Source organism: Streptomyces sp. 1114.5 (assembly GCF_003635085.1).
In the GTDB taxonomy this organism is placed as follows: Bacteria; Actinomycetota; Actinomycetes; order Streptomycetales; family Streptomycetaceae; genus Kitasatospora.
This window is the reverse complement of record NZ_RBXE01000001.1, coordinates 4,845,437-4,865,968: the sequence shown is the minus strand read 5'-3', so window position 1 is coordinate 4,865,968 and position 20,532 is coordinate 4,845,437. Positions and strand designations below refer to the sequence as shown.

Annotated in this window: 16 protein-coding genes and 2 pseudogenes; 4 read left to right on the top strand and 14 right to left on the bottom strand. The window is 72.6% G+C overall.

The annotated features are described in order from the left end of the window. Positions 1-24: 24 nt before the first annotated feature. Together BX285_RS21615 and BX285_RS21610 are read right to left on the bottom strand one after the other, a co-directional pair. Positions 25-1,953 carry a phosphatase PAP2 family protein gene (locus tag BX285_RS21615; protein ID WP_121176542.1) on the bottom strand — a complete coding sequence of 643 codons (1,929 nt, stop codon included), beginning with the start codon at positions 1,951-1,953 and terminating at the stop codon, positions 25-27. A gap of 107 nt (positions 1,954-2,060) precedes the next feature. After that, entirely contained in the window at positions 2,061-3,422 is a 1,362-nt protein-coding gene (locus tag BX285_RS21610) for a jacalin-like lectin (protein ID WP_121176540.1), read from the bottom strand. A gap of 274 nt (positions 3,423-3,696) precedes the next feature. On the opposite strand from BX285_RS21610, the gene BX285_RS21605 reads away from it, so the two are divergent. After that, entirely contained in the window at positions 3,697-6,114 is a 2,418-nt protein-coding gene (locus BX285_RS21605; protein ID WP_121176538.1) for a SpoIIE family protein phosphatase, read from the top strand. A 127-nt stretch (positions 6,115-6,241) separates the two neighbouring features. Here BX285_RS21605 and BX285_RS21600 read toward each other — a convergent pair whose 3' ends face one another. Beyond that, on the bottom strand, positions 6,242-7,585 hold the full coding sequence (locus tag BX285_RS21600) for a DUF1254 domain-containing protein (RefSeq protein WP_183107126.1): 1,344 nt from the start codon (positions 7,583-7,585) through the stop codon (positions 6,242-6,244). Between the two features lie 431 nt (positions 7,586-8,016). On the opposite strand from BX285_RS21600, the gene BX285_RS21595 reads away from it, so the two are divergent. Then, positions 8,017-8,712 (top strand): FadR/GntR family transcriptional regulator, encoded by a 696-nt coding sequence (locus tag BX285_RS21595; RefSeq protein ID WP_097239495.1) that lies wholly within the window; start codon positions 8,017-8,019, stop codon positions 8,710-8,712. Between the two features lie 10 nt (positions 8,713-8,722). Further along, positions 8,723-9,790, top strand: coding sequence for an RICIN domain-containing protein (locus tag BX285_RS21590; protein WP_259470628.1), 1,068 nt, complete (start codon positions 8,723-8,725; stop codon positions 9,788-9,790). Positions 9,791-9,830: 40 nt separating this feature from the next. Here the strand turns inward: BX285_RS21590 and BX285_RS21585 are convergent, their stop codons facing one another. Then, positions 9,831-10,409 carry a helix-turn-helix domain-containing protein gene (locus BX285_RS21585; RefSeq protein ID WP_121176533.1) on the bottom strand — a complete coding sequence of 193 codons (579 nt, stop codon included), beginning with the start codon at positions 10,407-10,409 and terminating at the stop codon, positions 9,831-9,833. 42 nt (positions 10,410-10,451) lie between these two features. Here BX285_RS21585 and BX285_RS21580 point away from each other — a divergent pair, with 42 nt between their 5' ends. Continuing rightward, a complete protein-coding gene (locus tag BX285_RS21580; protein WP_259470627.1) occupies positions 10,452-11,708 on the top strand; it encodes a S9 family peptidase in 1,257 nt (418 codons plus the stop codon). A 70-nt stretch (positions 11,709-11,778) separates the two neighbouring features. Here BX285_RS21580 and BX285_RS21575 read toward each other — a convergent pair whose 3' ends face one another. The 10 genes and pseudogenes from BX285_RS21575 to BX285_RS21530 form a co-directional block, all read right to left on the bottom strand. After that, on the bottom strand, positions 11,779-12,777 hold the full coding sequence (locus tag BX285_RS21575) for an aldo/keto reductase (RefSeq protein WP_259470626.1): 999 nt from the start codon (positions 12,775-12,777) through the stop codon (positions 11,779-11,781). Continuing rightward, positions 12,774-13,538, bottom strand: coding sequence for an SDR family NAD(P)-dependent oxidoreductase (locus tag BX285_RS21570; RefSeq protein WP_121176528.1), 765 nt, complete (start codon positions 13,536-13,538; stop codon positions 12,774-12,776). Before BX285_RS21570 ends, BX285_RS21575 begins: the two co-directional genes overlap by 4 nt. A gap of 11 nt (positions 13,539-13,549) precedes the next feature. Beyond that, a complete protein-coding gene (locus BX285_RS21565) occupies positions 13,550-14,401 on the bottom strand; it encodes a fumarylacetoacetate hydrolase family protein (protein ID WP_097239491.1) in 852 nt (283 codons plus the stop codon). 34 nt (positions 14,402-14,435) lie between these two features. After that, the gene (locus BX285_RS21560) at positions 14,436-15,197 is read right to left on the bottom strand and encodes an SDR family oxidoreductase (RefSeq protein WP_121176525.1); all 762 of its coding nucleotides are present in this window, start codon (positions 15,195-15,197) and stop codon (positions 14,436-14,438) included. Then, positions 15,194-16,237 carry a zinc-binding dehydrogenase gene (locus BX285_RS21555; RefSeq protein ID WP_121176523.1) on the bottom strand — a complete coding sequence of 348 codons (1,044 nt, stop codon included), beginning with the start codon at positions 16,235-16,237 and terminating at the stop codon, positions 15,194-15,196. The genes BX285_RS21560 and BX285_RS21555 overlap by 4 nt, the downstream gene beginning before the upstream one ends. Positions 16,238-16,317: 80 nt before the next feature. After that, complete coding sequence (locus BX285_RS21550; RefSeq protein ID WP_259470625.1) at positions 16,318-17,199, bottom strand: amidohydrolase; 882 nt, start codon at positions 17,197-17,199, stop codon at positions 16,318-16,320. Between the two features lie 41 nt (positions 17,200-17,240). Continuing rightward, the gene (locus tag BX285_RS21545; RefSeq protein ID WP_097239487.1) at positions 17,241-17,588 is read right to left on the bottom strand and encodes an L-rhamnose mutarotase; all 348 of its coding nucleotides are present in this window, start codon (positions 17,586-17,588) and stop codon (positions 17,241-17,243) included. After that, positions 17,585-18,238, bottom strand: a pseudogene (locus BX285_RS21540) (hypothetical protein); the annotation flags it as partial. The gene BX285_RS21545 and the pseudogene BX285_RS21540, both read right to left, overlap by 4 nt. Before the next feature lie 111 nt (positions 18,239-18,349). Then, a pseudogene (locus tag BX285_RS21535) lies at positions 18,350-19,024 on the bottom strand (hypothetical protein); the annotation flags it as partial. 305 nt (positions 19,025-19,329) lie between these two features. After that, positions 19,330-20,523 carry an ROK family transcriptional regulator gene (locus BX285_RS21530; protein WP_121176517.1) on the bottom strand — a complete coding sequence of 398 codons (1,194 nt, stop codon included), beginning with the start codon at positions 20,521-20,523 and terminating at the stop codon, positions 19,330-19,332. Positions 20,524-20,532: the final 9 nt, after the last annotated feature.

The window sequence follows — 20,532 nt, the reverse complement described above, 5'->3', positions numbered from 1 at the left end:
GTGCTCAGCAGCGCACAGGAGTGCTCAGCAGCGGGTCAACCGCACCGCGAGACCGTCGTGGGAGTACAGCGGCCTCACCTCGTACCCGTCCGCGTCGACGGTGATGCTGCCGAACTCGCCTTGCAGCGTACGCCCGTTGAGCAGCGGCAGCACCACGTCCTCGTCCGGGTCGAGGGTGTCCGGCAGTTGCAGGAGGAGCTGGGTGCCCCGGCCGAGCGTCACCCGGCCCGCGACCGTCAGTGCCGGGGAGTGGCAGTGGTACAGCGTCAGCTCCAGGCCCGTCCCGGCGGCCTGGAGGAGGTCGCCGTGCACCCGGACGGCACCCCGCTCGGCGTCCACCCGCAGCGTGCCGCCGCGGACCTGGACGCTGCCTCGTCCGAGGGCGTCGCGGGACCCGGCCACCAGGACTCCGCCCGCCACCACGGTGGCACCGGTGTAGCGGTTGGTGCCGGTCAGGGTCAGCGTCCCGGTGCCGCGCTTGGTGAGACCGCCGGGGCCGGCGATGTCGTTCTGCCACGCGTCCGCCGCACAGAACCCGCCGTCGGCGGCGTTCAGCTCCACCGTCACGTCCCGCTCGAACGCGCCGTAGCCGTCGGCCGCCGCGAACAGGTTGAGCCGGCCCCACATCTCCGGGCCGTCCAGCAGGACGTAGCCGGAGGGCAGGGCCGTGGTGCGCAGCACCTCGCGGCGCTGGGCGGCGTCCAGGTAGGGCAGGCGGGTCTCCAGCAGGACCTCGGCGCCCTTGGGGACGGTCATCGGGACGTCCCGGCCGCTGCGGCGCAGGACGTACGTCAGCTTCGGCGTGACCTGCTCGGCGTTGGCCTCGCGGTCGGCGTACGGGTCCTCGGCCGAGGTGGCCCGGTGGGCGTAGGCGTACAGGGTGTCGGCGGTGCTGCCGGTCTTCGACCGGAAGTACGCGGCGGCCTGGCTGCGGGCGGCGGCCTTGAGGGTGGCGTTGCGCGGGTCGGCGAGGGTGGCGGCGGCGAGCGCGGTGGCGAGCGTGCGGCCGCCGATGACGTCGAGCGGGGAGTGCATCCCGGACATGATCCGGGTGTGGCTGAGCTCGAACGCCCGGGCGATCAGCTCCTGGAAGCGCTCGGGCACCGCGTAGGCCAGGGCCAGCGCGGACAGGTGGAAGGCGTTGGTGTGACCGCTCACGAAGCCGCCGTCGTCCGCCGGGGAGTTGCTGCGCTGGCGCAGCAGCTGCGGGGCGACCACGACGTCCGAGGCGTAGACCGGGTAGCCGAGGGCGTCGGTGGCGCCGGTGTCGACCACCGCGCTGTCCTCGTTCATCCGCCACGGGCGCGGGTAGCGGTAGGCGTACTTGGCCGGGTTGCCGGAGGCGTACGGTCCGCGCAGCGTGTTGACCAGGGTGACCACCTGCCCCAGCTCCGAGTCGACGGCCCCGGGGCCGATCGCGGACCCGGCGGGCGCGCCGGCCGGGACGGCGTCGTCGATCTTCGCGGGCGGGGTGGAGTCGGGCGCGGTGGTGATCGAGGTGACGGCCCGGGCACCGGTGCGGTACAGGTCGGCGAGCGGGCCCAGGCCGGCGATGACGGCGTAGCCCTGGTGCTGGCGGTCGTAGATGAACGCCTCCTTGGCCTGGTCCGCCGTGCGCTCGGTGGTGATCTCCACGCAGTAGCGCACGTTGGCGCGCAGCACGTCGGCCATCAGCGGCGAACCGTCGTTCCAGGACGTGCCGGTGTGCCAGATCCGGTTCATCCCGGTGAGGATGCGCACCGCGGCGTTCCCCTCCGGGGTGAGGTCGGCCATCGTGTTGGTGGCGTAGGAGTCCACGAAGGCCGCGCCCGGGACGGGGCCGACGGGTGCCGCGGCGGCCCGCTGCGGGGCGGCCAGCAGGCTCACGGCGGTGGGCGCGGTGAGGAGGCCGACCGAGGTGGCTGCGGAACTGCGCAGGAAGCGGCGGCGGTTCAGGGTGGGCTGCTCGTACATTGCTGGTCTTCCTGCTGTGGTGTGCCGGGCGGGCGGAGCGGTGTGCGGGAGGGAGAACGCAGGTCCCCGGCCCGGGTGGCGGCCCGGGCCGGGGACGTGAGGGGCGGTCAGCGACGGGTGAACAGGAAGCCGAGCTTGTCGACCTCGTCGCCGGCGCGTCCGTGGAACCCGGCGAACTGCCAGCCGTCGGGCGCGGTGCGGGTCACGCAGTCGGAGGTGGTGGTGCCGCCGGCCAGGGACCGGCCCAGGTTGGTGCTGAACGAGGCGTAGAAGATCCGGGTGTGCCCGTTGTAGGAGCCCTGGCAGAGGGTGGCCGCGCTCACGTACTCGCCGCTGCCCAGGGTGAGCGAGGAGGCGGTGCCGCCGGAGCCGCCGTGGGTGAGGGTGGTGCCGTCGGCGAGGGTCAGGCCGACCTGGTCGACCCGGCTGCCGGCCCGCAGGCTGACCGTGGCGGCCCGGGCGCCGGCCGGGATGCGGTCGATGTCGTCGTAGAAGTCGCCGTGCGGGCCGCCGAACTGATCGCTCGCCAGGTACGCCTGGTTCCGGCTCCAGCTGAAGCCGACGGCGACCGGGTCGTGGTCGGAGAGCATCTTTCCGGCGCCGTCCAGGAAGTCGGCGTGCTTGTTGGCGTACGAGGTCGCGGTCAGCGAGACGAGCGGGCTGCTGCGGTACAGGACCTTGTCGACGATCTCGCAGGTGTCGGTGGGCGCGTTCTGGTCGCACAGCAGCGGGTCGGCGCCGCGGGTCGGCGCCACGCCGCCGCGCTTCAGCTGCACCCACGCGTCGGTCAGCCGGTTGTCGGCGGCGAAGGCGGCGATGGTGTCGTCGGCGCGGGTGTAGCGCGTGTTGGTGTCCCCCATCACGACGACGGCGTTCCCGGCCGAGTGGGTCCTGACGTAGCCGGTGAGCTGCGCCAGGTTGGCGGCGCGGGCGGCCTCGTCGCCGGGCTCGGTGCCCGCGTTCGCGTGGAGGTTGTAGAAGTCCACGTAGACGCCCTCGGCCAGCCGGGTCCGCATGAAGGTGAACCCCTTGGGCGTGAGGCAGTCACCGGAGTCCAGCTGACAGTCGTTCCACTTGACCCGCTCGAAGTCGTCGGTGTCGTAGGCGAGGGCGGACAGGGTGTTGAGGCCGCTGCCGATGCCCGCCCCGCCGCTGGTCGCCGTGCGGTTGGGGTGGGAGTCGGCGGCGTACAGCGCGGCGTGGTAGTTGAAGTCCTCCTGGACGTGCACGACGTCGTACGGGGCGAGCCGGCTGCCGATGGCGGTGGTGCTGCTCTGCCGCTCGGTCGAGGAGCTGTTCACCACCTGCGGCAGGCCGGCGACGTTGTACGTCAGCACGGAGAAGGCCCCTCCCGCGGCGGCGGCGTGCGCGGCCGGCGCACCGACCAGGCCGGCGAGCGCGGTGGCCGCGCCGAGCGCGCCCGTGAGGACGGCGCGGACGAAGGGATGGCGGTGGCGGGGCTTGGACATCGGTGCTCCGTTCGGAGGACGGCCGCGGGGATCCGGTGCCCCGGAGCGTATGAGCGAACAATGAGCGCGTCAACACGGCCGACAGACCGCCATGACGCTTCTGACCTGCAGTTTTACGATGCCATGCCAGGTTCTGCACAAAGATTCTGTTAGCGTTAACAGACTGTTCGTGGTGCGGCCGGACTCGGGAGCGCGCGCCCCGGAGGGCGGACCTAGGCTGTAGCCAGGCGCCGGGGTCACTCCGGCCTGCACGGCTGCCCGGACGGAGGCGCGCGTGGAGACGACCGGCGAGCAGGACGCACCCACCGCCGTTGTCACGGTCGGCCCGGACTGCGTGGTGACCGGCTGGAGCGCGGGCGGGGTGCTGTTGCTGGGCTGGTCGGCGGAGGAGACCGTCGGCCGGCCCGTGGCCGACCTGCTGGTCGATCCCCCGCCCGGATTCCCCGGGAGCGACGGCGTCGGACCCACCGGCCTGATCACGCTGCGTCACCGGGACGGTTCCACGCTGGACGCCGTGGTGACGGCCCAACCCCTGCGCGACGCCGACGGCCGGACCCTGAACCGGGTGGTGACCTTCCAGCGCTGGGACCGCCGCCCCGTGATCGCCGACCGGGCCTTCGAGCAGAGCCCCTTCGCCCTCGGCGTCTACGACCCCGACCTGCGGTTCCTCTGGGTGAACGCCGCCGCGTGCCGGGTGATCGCGCACACCGAGGAGCAGCTGCGCGGTGAGATGTACCGCGAGCTGTTCCCCGAGCTGGAGGGCGTCCCGTACACCGACAAGCTCTCCGAGGTGGCCAGGACGGGCGTGCCCGCGCGTCTCATCACGATCTTCAAGCCGCTCGGCAGCGCCTACGCGAACGCCTGGGCCACCAGCATCTGGCCGGTCCGGGACGCCGAGGGCACGGTGCGCGCGGTCGCCAACTGGGGCTTCGACATGAGCGCCGAGTACTGGGCCCGCCAGCGCCTGCTCATCCTCAACGAGGCCACCCGGGGCATCGGCCGCACCCTGGACGTGGTCAGCACCGCCCGGGAGCTGGCCGAAACCCCGGTGCCGGGCTTCGCCGACCTGGTCACCGTCGACCTCTTCGACGAGGTGCTGCGCGCAGAGGAACCGCCCGCCTCCGCCGCGGTCGCCGCCGGCGGCACCGTCACGCTCATCCGCGCCGCCCGGCACAGCGCGAAGCAGGCCCCCGAAGGATCCCCGGGACCGGCGGGGCCGGTCGGCTACGCGCCCGGTTCCGTCGTCGCCCGCTGCATGTCCACCGGCCGGTCCCTGGTGCAGCTCGCCGGCGAGCCCGACGAAGGCGGCGAATGGGCCTTCGGTCCCGGTCTGGCCGCCGACCCCGCCCACTGGCCGCCGGGACTCCCGCTGATCGACCGGTCCATCGCCGCGCAGGGGTTCACCGGCAAGATCACCGTGCCGCTGCTGGCGCGCGGCGCCGTGCTCGGCGTCGTGGCGTTCGCCCGCCGCGACCGGCCCGAGGCCTTCACCGCCGACGACCTGATCCTCGCCGAGGAACTGGCCGCCAAGGCCGCCGTCGCCATCGACAACTCCCGCCGGTACTCGCGCGAGCACACGACCGCGCTGACCCTCCAGCGCAGCCTGCTGCCGCAGCGCCTGCCGCGTCAGGAGGCGATCGAGGTCGCCTCCGGCTACCTGCCCGCCGGGGCCGGCGCGGGCGTGGGCGGCGACTGGTTCGACGTCATCCCGCTGTCCGGCGCCCGGGTCGCCCTGGTCGTCGGCGACGTCGTCGGGCACGGCCTGCACGCCTCCGCCAGCATGGGCCGGCTGCGCACGGCCGTCCGCACCCTGGCGGACGTGGACCTGCCGCCGGACGAGCTGCTGACCCACCTGGACGACCTGGTGCTCCACCTCCCCGACGACTCCCGGCCCGAGGACGGTTTCGAGTCGACCGGCGAGGCCGGGGCTACCTGCCTGTACGCCGTGTACGACCCGGTCTCCCGCCGCTGCGCCATGGCGAGCGCGGGCCATCCGCTGCCATTGGTGATCGCGCCGGACGGCGCCCGTACCCCGGTCGAGGCACGGTCGGGGCCCCCGCTCGGCGTCGGTGGGCTGCCGTTCGAGGCGGTCGAGGTCGAACTGCCCGAGGGCAGTCTGCTCGCCCTCTACACCGACGGACTGGTGGAGAGCCGCGAGCGCGACGCCGAGCAGGGCGCCGCCGACCTGCTCCGGGTCCTGAGCGAACCGGCCGCCTCGCTGGAGGCGCTCTGCGACACCGCGATGAAGGCCATGCTCCCGGAGCACCGCACCGACGACGCGGCCCTGCTGCTCGCCCGTACCCGGGCGCTGGACCCGGACCACGTCGCCGGCTGGGAGATCGAGCCCGACTTCGAGCAGGTGGCCCGTGCCAGGCGGCTGGCAGCCGACCAACTGGCCGTCTGGGGCCTGGAGGAGACGGCCTTCGTCACCGAACTGGTCGTCAGCGAGCTCGTCACCAACGCGATCAAGTACGGCCGGCCGCCCATCCGGCTGCGGCTGATCCGCAACACCGCGCTGATCTGCGAGGTCTCCGACGGCAGCGCCACCGCCCCGCACCTGCGCCGGGCGCGTGCCTTCGACGAGGGCGGCCGCGGCCTGATGCTGGTCGCCCAGCTCACCCAGCGCTGGGGCACCCGGCACGCCACCGACGGCAAGACCATCTGGTGCGCGCAGACCATCGAGTCGACCTGACACCCGGACCGGCCCTGAGCCGTGCAGACCGCCGGCCCGCACGCGGGGTGGCCCGCCCGGGGGGATCCCGGGCGGGCCTGGACGGCGGGCGGTCTCGCGGGCCGTCGGCCGCGGTGCCTTCGGGCCGTCAGGCCGAGTGGTGGCGGCCCTTGACCTGCACCAGCGGCGGGGGCCAGCTCGCGGGGATGTCGTCGGTGCGCGGCGCGTACAGCCGCAGGGTCACCGAGAAGTTCCCGCTGGTCGGGATGGGGAGCCAGTTGGCCGTCTGCAGGGCGGCGTCGGCGGGCGGTTCGGCCTGGACGTACAGGGTGGTCGCTCCCGTGACCGGATCGGCCAGGGGCGGGGTGTAGTGGCCGATGGCGTAGATGTCGTCGGGGTTCTCGACGAGGAAGCTGTCGGAGTCGTAGGCGGTCAGCGACCAGAACGCGTCGACGGGCGGCAGTTGGCCGGCGGGGAAGGTCAGGGTGTAGCGGAGCGGAGCTCCGGTGCTGTCGGCCGCCGCGCCGCTGATGCTGGGGTAGAGGGCGTCTTCGGGGAGGTTGGCGCCGAGCCCGATCGCGGCGATGTAGGCACGCTGGAGGTAGTGGAGGCCGTAGTACCCGATGTCGGTCCTGGTGAAGGTCCAGCCGTTGACCGGCTCGGAGGCCTTGTGGTTCTTGATCAGGACGAGGCCGTGGTTCTTGGCCAGCTCCAGCCGCTCGTCGGAGGGCAGCTTGGCGGGGTCGTACGGGAAGACGCCCAGGTCCCGGAGGGCGGCGGACATCCAGGGGTCCTGCGGGTTGAGCGGTGTGCGGGTCAGCAGGGCGGCGAGTTCCTTGAAGAACTCGGGGCCGCTCATCGTGACGTTGAGCTGGTCGGAGGGCGGTGCGGTGGGCAGGTCGGGGTCGTAGGTACCGTCCGGAGGGTCGTAGCTGCCGTCGTTGGGCCACGCGCTGACCGGCAACAGCCGCATCAGGTCCTGGTAGCCGTTGACGGTCTGGATCTCGGCCTGGCTGTCGTCGAACACCTCCGTGCGGCCGAGCAGCCAGACCGTGTTGGTCGGCATCGGCAACTGATGGACGCCGTCCGGCAGTTCGCCCTGCCAGTCGGGGCCGGTCAGCGCGTAGGAGTAGACCTCGGCACCCGTGGCCGGGTCGGTGACCGGCGCTGCGAGCGGGTTGATGCTGCTCGGGTCGCCGACGACGTTCGTCCACGCGTCCAGGATCTCCATCAGCCAGTAGCGGCCCTCGTCCATGACCGGCACCTCAAGCACCATCGGCTCGGCCGTCAGGTCCAGCCAGGCCTGCGTGTACAGGGTGTCGACGTTGGGCCGGACCACCTCCTTCGTCTCCGGCGTGGCCAGCGCGGCGTGTTGGAGGAGCTGGTTCGTCGGCGCCGCCGACGAGCTCACCTCCACGGTGTTGGTCTCCAGGCGGCGGGTCAGCTCCATCAGGACCAGCGGGTATCCGAAGACGTACACCTCCGTTGCCATGCTCGCCGGGTCCTTCGCGGAGTCGGGCGTCGTTGAGGCCATGCCATCGTCCCTTCTGGGCGGTCGGAGCGCCGACGCTACCGTCCGCATCCGGGGCGTCACAGGTGTAGAACAAGCCATCCGTGGAGGTTCCCCCTCAATCGGAATGTTCTGATTCCCCTGCGCCGAACGGAAGTTGATGGTCCGTCACTCACGCAGGTGGAGAGACGGTGATGGTGGCCCGGTGGGTTCGGCGATCCACTGGCAGGCACCCGCCGACGCCCACCGCATCATCCCGACCGGCGAACCGTCGTCAGGACGGCCGACCGGGCGAGGCTCGCCTGTCGATACGCGCACTGCGGGGGCGGCCACCCGGACGTCGGAAGGCCGCCCCCGCAGCGGGTTGGGGTGCTGTTTACTTGAGAAGATCAGATGACCAGGAAGGCAAGACCGTGCCCGTCACCGATGAGGCGATCGAGAAGATCAAGGCCATGATCGTGAGCGGCGAGCTCCGTCCCGGCGCGCGCCTCCCGAAGGAGGCCGACCTCGCGGAGCGGCTCGGCCTGTCCCGCAACTCCCTGCGGGAGGCGGTCAAGGCCCTTTCGCTGATCCGCGTGCTCGACGTGCGCCAGGGCGACGGCACGTACGTGACCAGCCTGGAGCCCGAAATCCTGCTGGACACCCTCGGGTTCGTCGTCGACTTCCACCAGGACGACACGGTGCTGGAGTTCCTGGAGGTCCGACGCATCCTGGAGCCCGCCGCCGCCGCGATGGCCGCCCGGGTCATGCCGGACGAGGAGATCGCCGCCCTGGGTGAGGTGCTGGCGAGCCTGGACGCGAACGCGTCGCTGGAGGAACACATCGCCAACGACCTGGAGTTCCACCGCAGGATCGCGGCCGGGTCGGGCAACACCGTGCTCTGCTCGCTGATCGACGGCCTGTCCGGACCCACCTTGCGGGCCCGGGTCTGGCGCGGGCTGACCGAGGAGAACGCAGTGACCGACACCCACCGGCAGCACCGCGCGATCCTCGACGCGATCGCCGGCCGCCGCCCGGAACTCGCCCACTCCTGGGCCACCGTGCACGTCGCCGGGGTCGAGCAGTGGCTCCGCGGCACCCTCGGCGAAGCGGGATCGCCGCTCGGCTGACGGGAGTGGCGTGGGCCCCGCGCCCTACGCCGGCGGGCACCATCCCTGTCCCGACACTCCGTGGGCCGGCATCTCCCTCGGCTGGGGCTGGCAGTCGGCGGCCAACGCCGAAGGCAACAACAGCATCAGCTTCAACCGGCTCGGCAACGTGATGAACCGGCTCTGCGACTCCGCCGGCATCTACCACCTCTCGAACGACCCGGGCACGGTGCTCAACGGCAACTACATCCACGACGTGGTGCGGAGCCCGGCCGCCTGCGGCTCGCCGGTGCACGGCATCTACCTGGACGAGGGCTCGGACGGCATGACCGTCTCGAACAACGTGCTGTCGCACACCGACGGGTTCATCAACCAGAACCGCAACGGCTGCCACATCACCCTCACCGACAACACGACGTCCGGCGGCCCGGTGATCAAGGCCTCCGGCCTCGAATCCGCGTACCAGTGGCTGGCCGCGACACCCAACCTCGCCGCCGACGAGCCGGCGTCCTCGTCCTCCGTCGTCGGCTCCGGCTGGGAGGCCTCGAAGGCCGTCGACAACAACGCCTCGACCGGCTGGTCTCCGACCGGGAGCGACACCTCCGCCTGGTGGCAGGTAGACCTCGGCAGGTCCTACCAGCTCGGCCAGTTCGCACTGACCACCCGTCAGGACGTGGACCAGCCCGAGACCCGCGGCAACTTCGAGGTCCGCCAGGCCTTCCGCTACGTCCGCGTCGCCAAGACCGACGGCTCGTACTTCTTCCTCGCCGACTTCAGCGTGCAGCAGGCGGGCGGGGCACTGGCGGCCGCGACCGGAGCGCCGACCACCGACCCGTCGACCTTGTACACGATCAAGAACGTCAACAGCGGGCAGATCATGGACGTGTCCGGCCGGTCCACCGCCGACGGCGCGAGCGTCATCCAGTGGCCGAGCAACGGCGGCGCCAACCAGCAGTGGAACATCGTCCGGGTCAGGGTTGAGCACAGCGCCTGCCTCGCCTCCTGCAGAATACGGCCCTGGTGCTCGGCGTCTCCAACCACCCCCGCCCCCGTGACGATCAAGGACGCCGGCAGGTCACTCGATCTGGGTGGCTCGTGATCCTCGCGATCCTGCTGCCGGTCCGCACGATGCGTAGTCGTCAACGGGGTGGTTGCTCGGCTCCGCTCGTCGGCCACTCGGTTTGCTGGTGCGGAACTTCCACCGGGAAGTGAATGGGGCTGAGCAGGTATTGCGTCCGCTCGGGGCTGGGCGGGTTGGCCAATCTTGGCGCGATGGCCTTCCTCAGGTCGCTGATCATCTCCGTCAGTTCCGTCGGGCTGAGCCAGAGGGCATGCTGCCGGTAGCCCACCTGGTCGACTACGGGGTCTGCCTCTTCGCGGTCGAGGTAGGCGTTGAACTCGGCCAGGAGAGCGGTCATCGCCGTGGCGAACGCCTGCCGATGCTCCTCGGGGGCGAGCGCGCGGACCACCTCGGCGCCGATGACGGCCCGCTCCTGGCACAGCCGGTAGTGCCGTTCCACCGCCCCACGCACCTTGTGTTCCTCGGCCACCTCCAGGATCCCGCCGCCGACCAGCAGATCGATGTGCCGGTAGACGGTGGCCTTGGAGGCTTCCGGGATTCGCGCGCACAGCTGAGCGGTGGTCAGCAACCGTCCACCGCCCATCGCATGCACGATCCGCAGCCGGATGGGATGGGCCAGCAGTTTCAGGGAGTCCACATCCAAACCTTCTCACAACTGCTACCGTTCTCAATTATGCGAATGGATGGGAATGGGGTGCTGGAGATGGCGCGCGGCTTCGCCGCGCTGCTGCGGGCAGAGTGTTTCGACCAGATCGTGGAGCTCTTCGCGCCCCCGCTGCGGGCTGCGGTCTCCCCTGAGGCGCTGCGGCTGACCTGGGCGGCCGAGGCCGCCGGGCACGGCGGGATCCAGGCGGTCCAGGAGCCGGAGATCGAGGACGGCGGGACGGACCCGGTCCGGGTACGCATCGCGATCACCTGCGCCGACGGGAGCTTCACCGTGGTCACGTCGGTCGGTCGCGACGGTCTGCTGCACGGGCTGCGACTCGATCCGTACGGTGGCGCCGTGTGGCATCCGCCGCACTACGCGCAGGAGGACCGGTTCGCCGAGCGGGAAGTCCTGCTCGGTACCGGGCCGCTCGCGGTGCCGGGCACGCTCACCCTGCCTGCCGGCGGCGGCCCGTGGCCCGCCGCGGTCCTGCTCGCCGGCGGCGGGCCGTTCGACCGGGACGAGAGCATCGGCCCGAACAAGCCGCTCAAGGACCTCGCCTGGGGTCTCGCCTCCCGTCAGGTGGCCGTGCTGCGCTTCGACAAGCCGACCTTCGCGCATCCCGGCCGCTTGCCCGCCGACTTCACCATGACCGACGAGTACCTGCCGCCCGCCCTCGCCGCCGTTCAACTGCTGCGGCAGCAGCCCGAGGTGGACCCCTGCCGGATCCATCTGCTCGGCCACAGCATGGGAGGCAAGGCGGCGCCTCGGATCGCCGCCGCCGATCCGTCGATCGCGGGCCTGGTGATGCTCGCCGCAGACGCGCAGCCGATGCACCAGGCGGCCGTCCGGGTGGCCCGCTATCTCGCGGACCTCACTCCCGGCCCGAGTGCCGAACGGGCGGTGGCCGCGCTCGCCCGGCAGGCCGAGTTGGTGGCGGGCCCCGCACTCACTCCCAACACAGCGCCGGAACTCCTGCCCCTGGGACTCTCCGCCGCCTACTGGCTCGACCTGCGTGCCTACGACCCAGTGGCCACGGCGGCCGCACTGGCCTGCCCGATGCTGATCCTGCAGGGCGGGCGGGACTATCAGGTGACCGTCGCCGACGATCTGGAACTCTGGCAGCGGGCTCTGGCACACCATCCCAAGGTAGCCATCCGGGTCCACCAGGACGCCAACCACCTCTTCCTGCCCGGCAGTGGCCATCCGACCCCAGCCGAGTACGCCAGGCCGGGGCACGTCGACCCGGCGGTGGTCGACGAGATCGCGACCTGGCTGGCACGACACTGAGGGAGGTCAAGTCACCGCCTGTTCACCCTGCCCCAGCCGGAAACGCCCTCAAGCCGCAGCGCGACGCGCATCAGCGCTCCTCCTGCGGGGTGGGGACGCCCGGCGGCAGCAGCCCGCTCTCCTTGAGCTCCGCCCAGAGCGTGTCCGGGACGCGGTGGCAGAGCATGGCGGCGGCGTCCCGGACCTCGGTGGCGTTGCGGGTGCCGACGAGCACCGAGGCGACGGCGGGGTGCCCGAACGGGAAGCGGAGCGCTGCGGCACGTAGCGGCACGCTGTGGTTCTCGCACACGGCTTTCAACCGCAGTGCCCGGTCGAGGAGTTCGTCGGGTGCGGTGGCGTAGTCGAAGGTGGCGCCGGGCTTCGGGTCGGCGAGCAGGCCGGAGTTGAAGACCCCGCCCATGACGACGCCGACGCCGTGCTCGGCGGCGAGCGGCAGCAGTTCGGCGAGGCCGCGCTGGTCGAGCAGGCTGTAGCGGCCGGCCAGCAGGACGGCGTCGATGTCGGTCTCGCGGACGAACCGGGTGGGCAGCTCGGCCTGGTTCATGCCGACGCCGATCGCGCCGAGCAGGCCTTCGGCGCGCAGCCGTTCCAGTTCCGGGTACGCCTCGGTGAGGGCCTGCTCCGCGTGGTCGTCGGGGTCGTGCAGGTAGACGATGTCGATCCGGTCCAGGCCGAGCCGTTCCAGGCTGTCCTCGATCGAGCGGCGCACGCCCACGGCGCTGAAGTCCCAGACCCGTTGGTGGGTGGCGGGCACGGCGAATCCGTCGGCGAGGTCGTCGCCGTGGGGTTCGGGGGCCGGGCGCAGCAGTCGGCCGGCCTTGGTGGAGATCGTGTACTCGCCGCGGGGGCGACCCCGCAGAGCCTGTCCGAGCCGCCGCTCGGACAGGCCCAGTCCGTAGTGCGGGGCGGTGTCGAAGTAGCGCACGCCCGAGTCCCAGGCGGCGTCGACGGCCTCCCGCGCCTGCTCGTCCGTGACCGGTGTGAACAGGTTGCCGATGCCCGCCGCTCCGAAGGCGAGCTCGCTGACCGCCACCGTGCTCCGGCCCAGCGGCCGCAGGCGGGGGCTCACCGGGTGGCCTCCGCCCGCAGGCGCAGGTTGGCCATGCCGCCGTCGACCTGCAGGACCGTCCCGGTGGTGCTTGCGGCGGCCGGGGAGGCGAGGTAGGCGATGGCGGCGGCCACCTCCTCGGGGGTGACCAGGCGACCGTGGGGCTGGCGGGCGTTCAGGGCGGCGCGTTCGGCGGCGGGGTCGTCGGCGGCGTCCAGCAACCGGCCGACCCAGGGGGTGTCCACGGTGCCGGGGCTGACGCAGTTGAATCGGATGCCCTCGCGGACGTGGTCGGCTGCCATGGACAGGGTCAGGGCCAGGACCGCGCCCTTGCTGGCCGCGTACAGCGCGCGCTGCGGCAGACCCGTCGTGATCACGATCGAGCCGAGGGTGACCACCGAGGCGTGGGCGGAGCGGCGCAGGTGGGGCAGGGCGGCCCGGGTGGTGCGGACGACGCCGAGCAGGTTGACGTCCAGGACGCGCTGCCACTGCTCGTCCGGATTGTCCTCCACGGTGCCGAGGGCGCCGATCCCGGCGTTGTTGACCAGGACGTCGATCCCGCCGAGCGCCTTGGCCGCGGCGTCGACCGCCGCGCGCACGGAGGCGTCGTCGCCGACGTCGGCGGTGAGGCCCAGCAGCGGCTCCTTCACCGTCTCCGGGTCGAGGTCGAGGACGGCCACCCGCGCGCCGCGCTCCGCGAGCAGCGTGGCGGTGGCCAGGCCGATCCCGGACGCGCCGCCGGTGACCACGGCCGAGAGGCCTGCGAGGTCCTTCGTCGTCATACGGGTGCCTTTCACGCGTGGACGAAGGTCTGGCGCTGGGCGCCGAGGCCGTCGATGGACAGCTCGACGGTGTCGCCCGCACGCAGGTAGGGGGTGCCGGGCAGACCGAGGGCCACGCCGGCCGGGGTGCCGGTGTTGATGACGTCGCCCGGGCGCAGCACCATGAACCGGCTCAGGTACCAGACCAGGTAGGCGACGTCGAAGACCATGTTCTTGGTGTCGCCGCTCTGCCTCGTCCGACCGTTGACGGCCAGGTGCAGGCCGAGCGCCCGCGGGTCGCCCGCCTCGTCGGGGGTGACCAGCCAGGGGCCGAGGGGGTTGAAGGTCTCGCAGGACTTGCCGAGGTCCCACTGCGCGGAGTACTCCAGCTGGAACTCCCGCTCCGAGACGTCGTTGCTGATCGAGTACCCCGCGATGTGCGCCGGTGCCACGTCCGGGCTCGCCAGGTAGCGGGCCTCGCGGCCGATCACCACCGCGAGTTCCACCTCCCAGTCGGTCTTCACCGAGCCGCGCGGGATCAGCACCGGGTCGTACGGGCCGACCACGGTGGACGGGTCCTTCAGGAACACCACCGGCCGCTCGGGGACGGCGGCGCCGGTCTCCTCGGCGTGGTCGCGGTAGTTGAGGCCGATGCACACCACCTTGCCCGGCCGGGCGACCGGTGCCCCGACCCGCGCACCGGCGGTGTCCAGCGCGGGCAGCGAGCCCTCGGCCAGGGCCGCCCGGACCCGGTCGATCCCGCCGGAGGCGAGGAACTCCCCGTCGATGTCACCGGTCAGCTCCGACAGCGCGAACACCCGGCCGTCCTCGGCGAGGACCGCCGGGATCTCCGATCCCGTGTCGCCGATCCGAAGCAGTTTCAAGAGGACTCCCAACTGGACAGCGGAACAGGGGTGGTCAACGGCCCAGCCACCCGCCGTCGACGGGCAGGACGGTGCCGTGGACGTAGGCGGCGGCGTCCGAGGCCAGGAAGACGGTGGCGCCGGCCAGGTCGTCGGCCCCGCCCCAGCGACCGGCCGGGATCCGCTCCAGGATCGCCGCGTTGCGGACCGGATCGGCCCGCAACGGCGCGGTGTTGTCCGTGGCGATGTAGCCCGGTGCGATGGCGTTGACGTTGACGCCGCGCCCGGCCCACTCGTTGGCCAGCGCCTTGGTCAGACCGGCGACGCCGTGCTTGGCGGCGGTGTACCCGGGGATCGTGATGCCGCCCTGGAAGCTGAGCAGCGAGGCCGTGAAGATGACCTTCCCCCGGCCCCGGGCCGCCATCGCGCCGCCCACCGCCCGGGCCAGCGCGAACTGTGCGCTCAGGTTGACCTGGAGCACCAGGTCCCAGTCCTCGTCCGGGTGTTCGGCGGCGGGGGCACGGCGGATGGTGCCCGCGTTGTTGACCAGGATGTCCACCGGCCGCTCGCGGCCCGCGAGGTCCGTGCCCAGGGCGCGCACCGCGTCCGGGTCGGCGAAGTCGGTGCGCAGCGCCTCGAAGGTGCGGCCGGCGGCCAGGACGTCCTTCTCGACCTCGCTGCCGGTCTCCTCCAGGTTGGCGCTGACGCCGATGACGTCCGCGCCGGCTTCGGCCAGGGCGCGGGCCATGGCCCGGCCGATGCCCCGCCGGGCGCCGGTGACGACCGCGAGCCTGCCGGTCAGGTCGAAGGCGTTCACGCTGGGACCTCCTGGGTGTCGCCGGTGCAGTCCACCAGGATCTTCATCACGTCGCCGCCGCCCTCCAGGGCCTCGAAGGCCGCGGGCGCCTCGGTGAGTGGCACGACCTTGCTGATCAGCCGATCGGTCGGGATCGTGCCGTCGGCGACCAGTGCCACCGCCCGCTCGAAGTCGGAGCGGTCGTACAACCGGGCTCCCACCAGGGTGAGTTCACGCCAGAAGAAGCGGTGCAGGTTCACCTCGCGGGGCCGGGGGTGGATCGCCACCAGGCACAGCCTGCCGCGCACCCCCAGGACCTCGACCGCGGTGTCGACCCCGGCCGCCGCGCCGGACACCTCGAAGGCGACGTCCGCGCCGGCGCCGTCGGTCCACTGCCGGACCGCCTCGGGTACGTCCTCGGCGGCCGGGTCCCAGGTGGCGAGGCCCGACTCCTCGGCCTGCTTCCGCCGGTGGGCACTCGGCTCCACCACGCGAACCTCGGCCCCGGCCGACCGCGCGACCAGCGCGATCAGGATCCCGACCGGACCGCCGCCCACGACGACGACCCGCTCCCCCGCCAGTACCTGGGCCCGCCCGACGTCGTGCACGGCCACGGCGGTGGGCTCCACCAGCGCGGCCCGGTCCAGCGGGAGGGAGTCCGGCAGCCGGACGAGCGTGTCGGCGGGGACCGTCCAGCGCTGCTGCATCGCACCGGGCGAGTCGATGCCGATGAAGTCCAGGTTCTGGCAGACGTGCCGGTGGCCGCTCCGGCAGGCCGGACAGCTGTCGTCCCAGCGCAGCGGCATGACCGTCACCGCGTCCCCGGGCTGCCAACCCTCCACCCCGGCGCCGACCCGCACCACGCGGCCGGACATCTCGTGGCCGAGGACGGCCGGGGCGGCGACCCGGGCGTCCATGTCGCCGTGGAAGATGTGCAGGTCGGTGCCGCAGATCCCGACGTACGCGGGAGCCAGCAGCACCTCGCCGGGGCCGGGCTCGGACGGTTCGACCGGAGCGGTGTCCAGCGTGCGGGCGGCCGTGTATCGCACAGCAAGCGTCATCGTGGTTCCCGGGTCCCTTCGGAACGGGTGGGGTTCGGTGCGGGTGGGTTCGGTGCCGGTGGGGGTTCGGTGCAAGTGGGTCAGGTACGGGCGAGGCGGTAGAAGGTGGTCGCGGTGCCCGCGAGGATCGCCGAGGTCTCCTCGGCGGAGCACCCGTCGAGCAGTTCGTCCACGGTGGCGGCCCAGCGGTTCCAGCCGCCCGCGAGGTTCGCCACCGGCCAGTCCGAGCCGAACATCAGCCGGTCGGCGCCGAAGGCGCTCAGCAGGACGTCCCAGACGGGGCGGAGGTCGGCGGTGGTCCAGGTGTCGTGGTCGGCCTCGGTGATCAGTCCGGACACCTTGCAGACCACCTGGGGGTGCCCGGCCAGCTGCCGCAACCGACCTTCCCAGTCCCCCAGTTCGCCGCCGGCGATGTCCGGCTTGCCGGCGTGGTCGAGGACCTGGGGCAGCTCCGGGAAGCGTTCGGCGAGCCGGATCGCCTGGTCGAGCTGATGGCTGCGGACGAGCACGTCGTAGCCCAGCCCGCGGTCCCCGAGCGCCGCCAACCCGCGCTCGACGTCGGGGCGTTGCAGCCAGTGCGGGTCCGACTCGCCCTGGACCAGGTGCCGCAGCGACCGGAGGTGTCCGCCGCCCGGTCCGGCGAGCAGCCGGTCGAGCTCGTCGCCGATCGCGGGGGACCTGAGGTCCGCCCAGCCGACCACGGCGTCGATCAGCGGGTCCTGGGCGGCGAGCGCGAGCAGGTCCGCGGTCTCGGGCACGTCCGGGATGCACTGCACGACGACCGTGCCGTGCAGCCGGCGTCCGGCCACCTCCCGGGTGGCGGTGGCGCGCAGGTCATCGGGGGTGAACGTGCGGCGGATCGAGGTGAGATCGGGGTCGTCGAGCCAGGCTTGCGGGCGCCGGTCGAGGTCCCACAGGTGGTGGTGGGCGTCGATGAGTCCCGGGGGTGGCGGGGTGGTCACGGGAGGCTCCGGTTCGGGTGGTCGGTCCGGTGCGGGTCTGGTCAGCCGGCGGTGTGCTCGCCGGGTTCGCCCAGGTGCCAGACCTCGGCGAGTTCGGTCCATTGGCGGGAGTCGCCGCGGTCGGGCCAGGGCTCCTGGCAGGGGTCGGTGAGCTTCCACCATTCCTGGGTCACCGGGTCGGCCTCCAGTTCCGCGATGTCGGCGTCGAAGTCCTCGCCGTGGTACTCGAAGTAGGCGAACAGCACGTCGCCGTGGAGGTAGATGCTGTAGTTGCGGATCCGCGCCCGGTGGAGGGCCGCCTCGACTCCGGGCCAGACGGCGGAGTGGAGTTCGAGGTACTTCTCCCGGTGCTCGGGGCGGAGCCTGATGGTCTGGGCGAAGCGCCTCATGCAGATTCCTCCGATGTTTGGACGTTCGACACCTCGACCGAGGCACCGAAGGGCGAACGATAGCCGGGGGTCCGGGTGCGCAGCTCCAGCCGGAGCGTCAGCCGGATCCGGGTGGAGGCGGGCATCCGCACCGTCAGGTAGGCGTCATGGCAGGTGGCTTCCGACTCGCCGACCACCGGCTCGGTGTGGCCGTAGTCGTACATGTCGCCGATCCAGCCCTCGTCCGCACACGTCGTGTACCGGACCGAGGTGATGCTGTGCTCCGCGAAGGCGCCCGCCTGAAGGATAATGGTCCGATCTTTGTCTGGCGAGAGGTTCACCAACTCGACCATGGTCGCCTCGGGGTCGATGGAGGTGACCAGGGCGGCCACGTCCTGCGGCAGCCCCGCGCGGCGGGCCTCGGCGTCGTGGTAGCGCAGCCGGGCCTGCTGGAGGCCGCCGTTGTAGAGCACCTGGGGGCCGCCCCAGGTCAGCTGGACGAGGGCTTCGGTGGCCACCGGGTTGCACTGCTGCCACACGTGGATGTCGGCCTCCTCCACCTCCAGGTCGCGGTAACGCTCGATCCGCCGCAGCCGGTGGCGGACCTGCGCCTGGGCGGCGGCGAGGATCCGCTCGGGGTAGCCGGGGTCGTCACCGGCGAGGAAGGCGAACTAGGGCCTGTCCGGCGGATCTTGCCGGGCGCACGACGCCGGATCATCCCGCCTGGACGCACGCCCGAATCGTCCAAGTACACCCAGTACGAGGGCGATTCGGGCGCACGCCCAGACGGGCGCGAAGTGGGGGTACCTCCCGGCCGAAGGCTGGGGGAGCCGCGCGCTGATCCGACAAGATCCGCCGGACAGGCCCTAGGCCTTCTCGTGCCCGGACTCCTCCTTGGCCCGGAACGGGCGCACCGTGCTCCAGTCGAGCTCGTCCGCTTCGCGCAGTCGCTCGATGCGGGCGCGGTCGGTGTCCGAGGCGGTGTGGTGCCACAGCGCCATCGGCACCGGCAGGGTGACCGGGTTGTAGTCGAACCAGCCCGAGTCGTTGCGCCGGAACGGGAGGTGGAGCGTCGGCCGGTCGCGGTCCGGGCCGAGTTCGACCGCCCACTTGGACGGCAGGCTGGAGTCCGCCTCGGCGAAGGGCATCACCTTCGCCCGGGAGATGATCTCGTCGAGCGAGGTGCCGACCATCGCGAGGTAGTCGTCCTCCCCGGTGCTCACCGCGGCGGCGAGCGCCGCCACGCAGGCCGCGTGGCCCACGCTGTGCCAGCCGTGCGGCCAGGACCAGCCGTAGTGGCCGCCGTACCAGCGTCCTTCGAGCCGGCTGCCGACGACCCCGTCCGGGCCGACGTTGTCCGGGATGAGACCGCCGTTCGCCTCGGTGCGCTCCCGCCAGGCGCCGACGTAGTCGACGATCCAGTCGCGGTAGCGCTGCTCGCCGGACAGGATCCAGGCCGCCCTCGGGGGATTAATTAGCCGCCCTATCGAAAGGTTCGTCAAGAGTTCTCACAACCTCATTCGGAACGACTTCCGACGGGTGGCCGACTCGTGGTGGCGCTAACACGAGGCAATTCATCGCATTTGTCCGAGACGAACTCGGCTTGGCTCTTGCGCGAGTTCTTGTGGATCCAACCGCACGGGTTACAGCGTATGGAGGTGTACGGGGCGGTCGTGGTCGACCACGACTGACCACTGACCTGACCACTGACCGCGCGCGGAGCAGGCCCGGGCGCGCCGGGCCTCCCGCTCCCGGCCCCGGGTCAGCCGACCGGCAGCAGCGTGGGGTCCGCCATGATCCGGCGGACCGTGGTCTGCGCCGCGCCCAGCACGGGCCCGCGCCGACCCAGGGCGGACGGGCGCAGCGCCTCCGGCGCCCAGGGCCGGACGGTGACCCGCTCGCCGAGTTCGGCCCGGACCGGCGGCAGCAGCCACTCGGCCAGTTCGGCGTAGGTGCCGCCGAGGACGAGGCCGTCCGGGTCGATGAGGTCGACGGCGGAGGCGAGGGCGAGGCCCAGGGCCCGGCCCGCGCGGTCCAGCGCCGCCAGGGTCGGCGCATGTCCGGCGGCGGCCCGATCGGCCAGCAGGGCGACCGGGTCGCCGGCCTCCGCGGGACCGGCCGCGCCCGGGCCGTGCTGCGCGAGGCCGGCCTCGCGCAGCACGGCCGCCTGGCCCGCGTACTGCTCCAGGCAGCCGCGCGCGCCGCAGGCGCACCGGACGCCGTCCGGATGGACGGGGACGTGGCCGAGCTCGCCGGCGAAGCCGCGGGCGCCGCGGAACAACCGCCCGTCGATGACCAGGGCGGCCCCGATCCCGGCGTCCGCGGAGACGTGCACGAAGGTCTGCTCGGCCTGCTCGGCGTTCCAGTACTCGGCCAGCGCCCCGAGATTGGCCTCGTTCTCCGGCTCGGGCACGGTGCCGGGGTCGGACCAGTGGTCGGCGATGCGGACGGTGTGCCAGCCGAGGTTGGGCGCGCGTTCGACCCGCCCGGCCGGTCCGTTCGGCACCACCCCGGGCACGGCCAGGACCCGGCCCTCGACACGCAGTCCGAGGTCGCGGGCCTCGGCCTCCGCCTCGGCGGCCAGGGCGGCGGTCTCCGCCAGGACCTGCTCTGCCGGTCGGCCGGCGTTGGCCCGGTCCACCCGGCGCCAGACCCGGGGTTCGCCGCGCAGGTCCACGACGCACGCGCCGAGGTGCGTGACGCCGATCTCCAGACCGAGGCCGGCCGGGCCCCGGTCGCGCACCGACAGCGCACGCCCGGGGCGGCCGACCCGTCCGTCGGGCGCGGTCTCCGCCTCGGTCAGCGCACCCCGTCCGATCAGTTCGTCGACCAGCGAGGAGACGGCCGCCCTGGTCAGTCCGACCCGGCCGGCGACGTCGGCGCGGGACAGCGGCCGGGCGAGCGGGTCGTGAGCGCTGACCGCGCCGAGGACCACCGAGAGGTTGCGCCGCCGCATGTCCTGTTG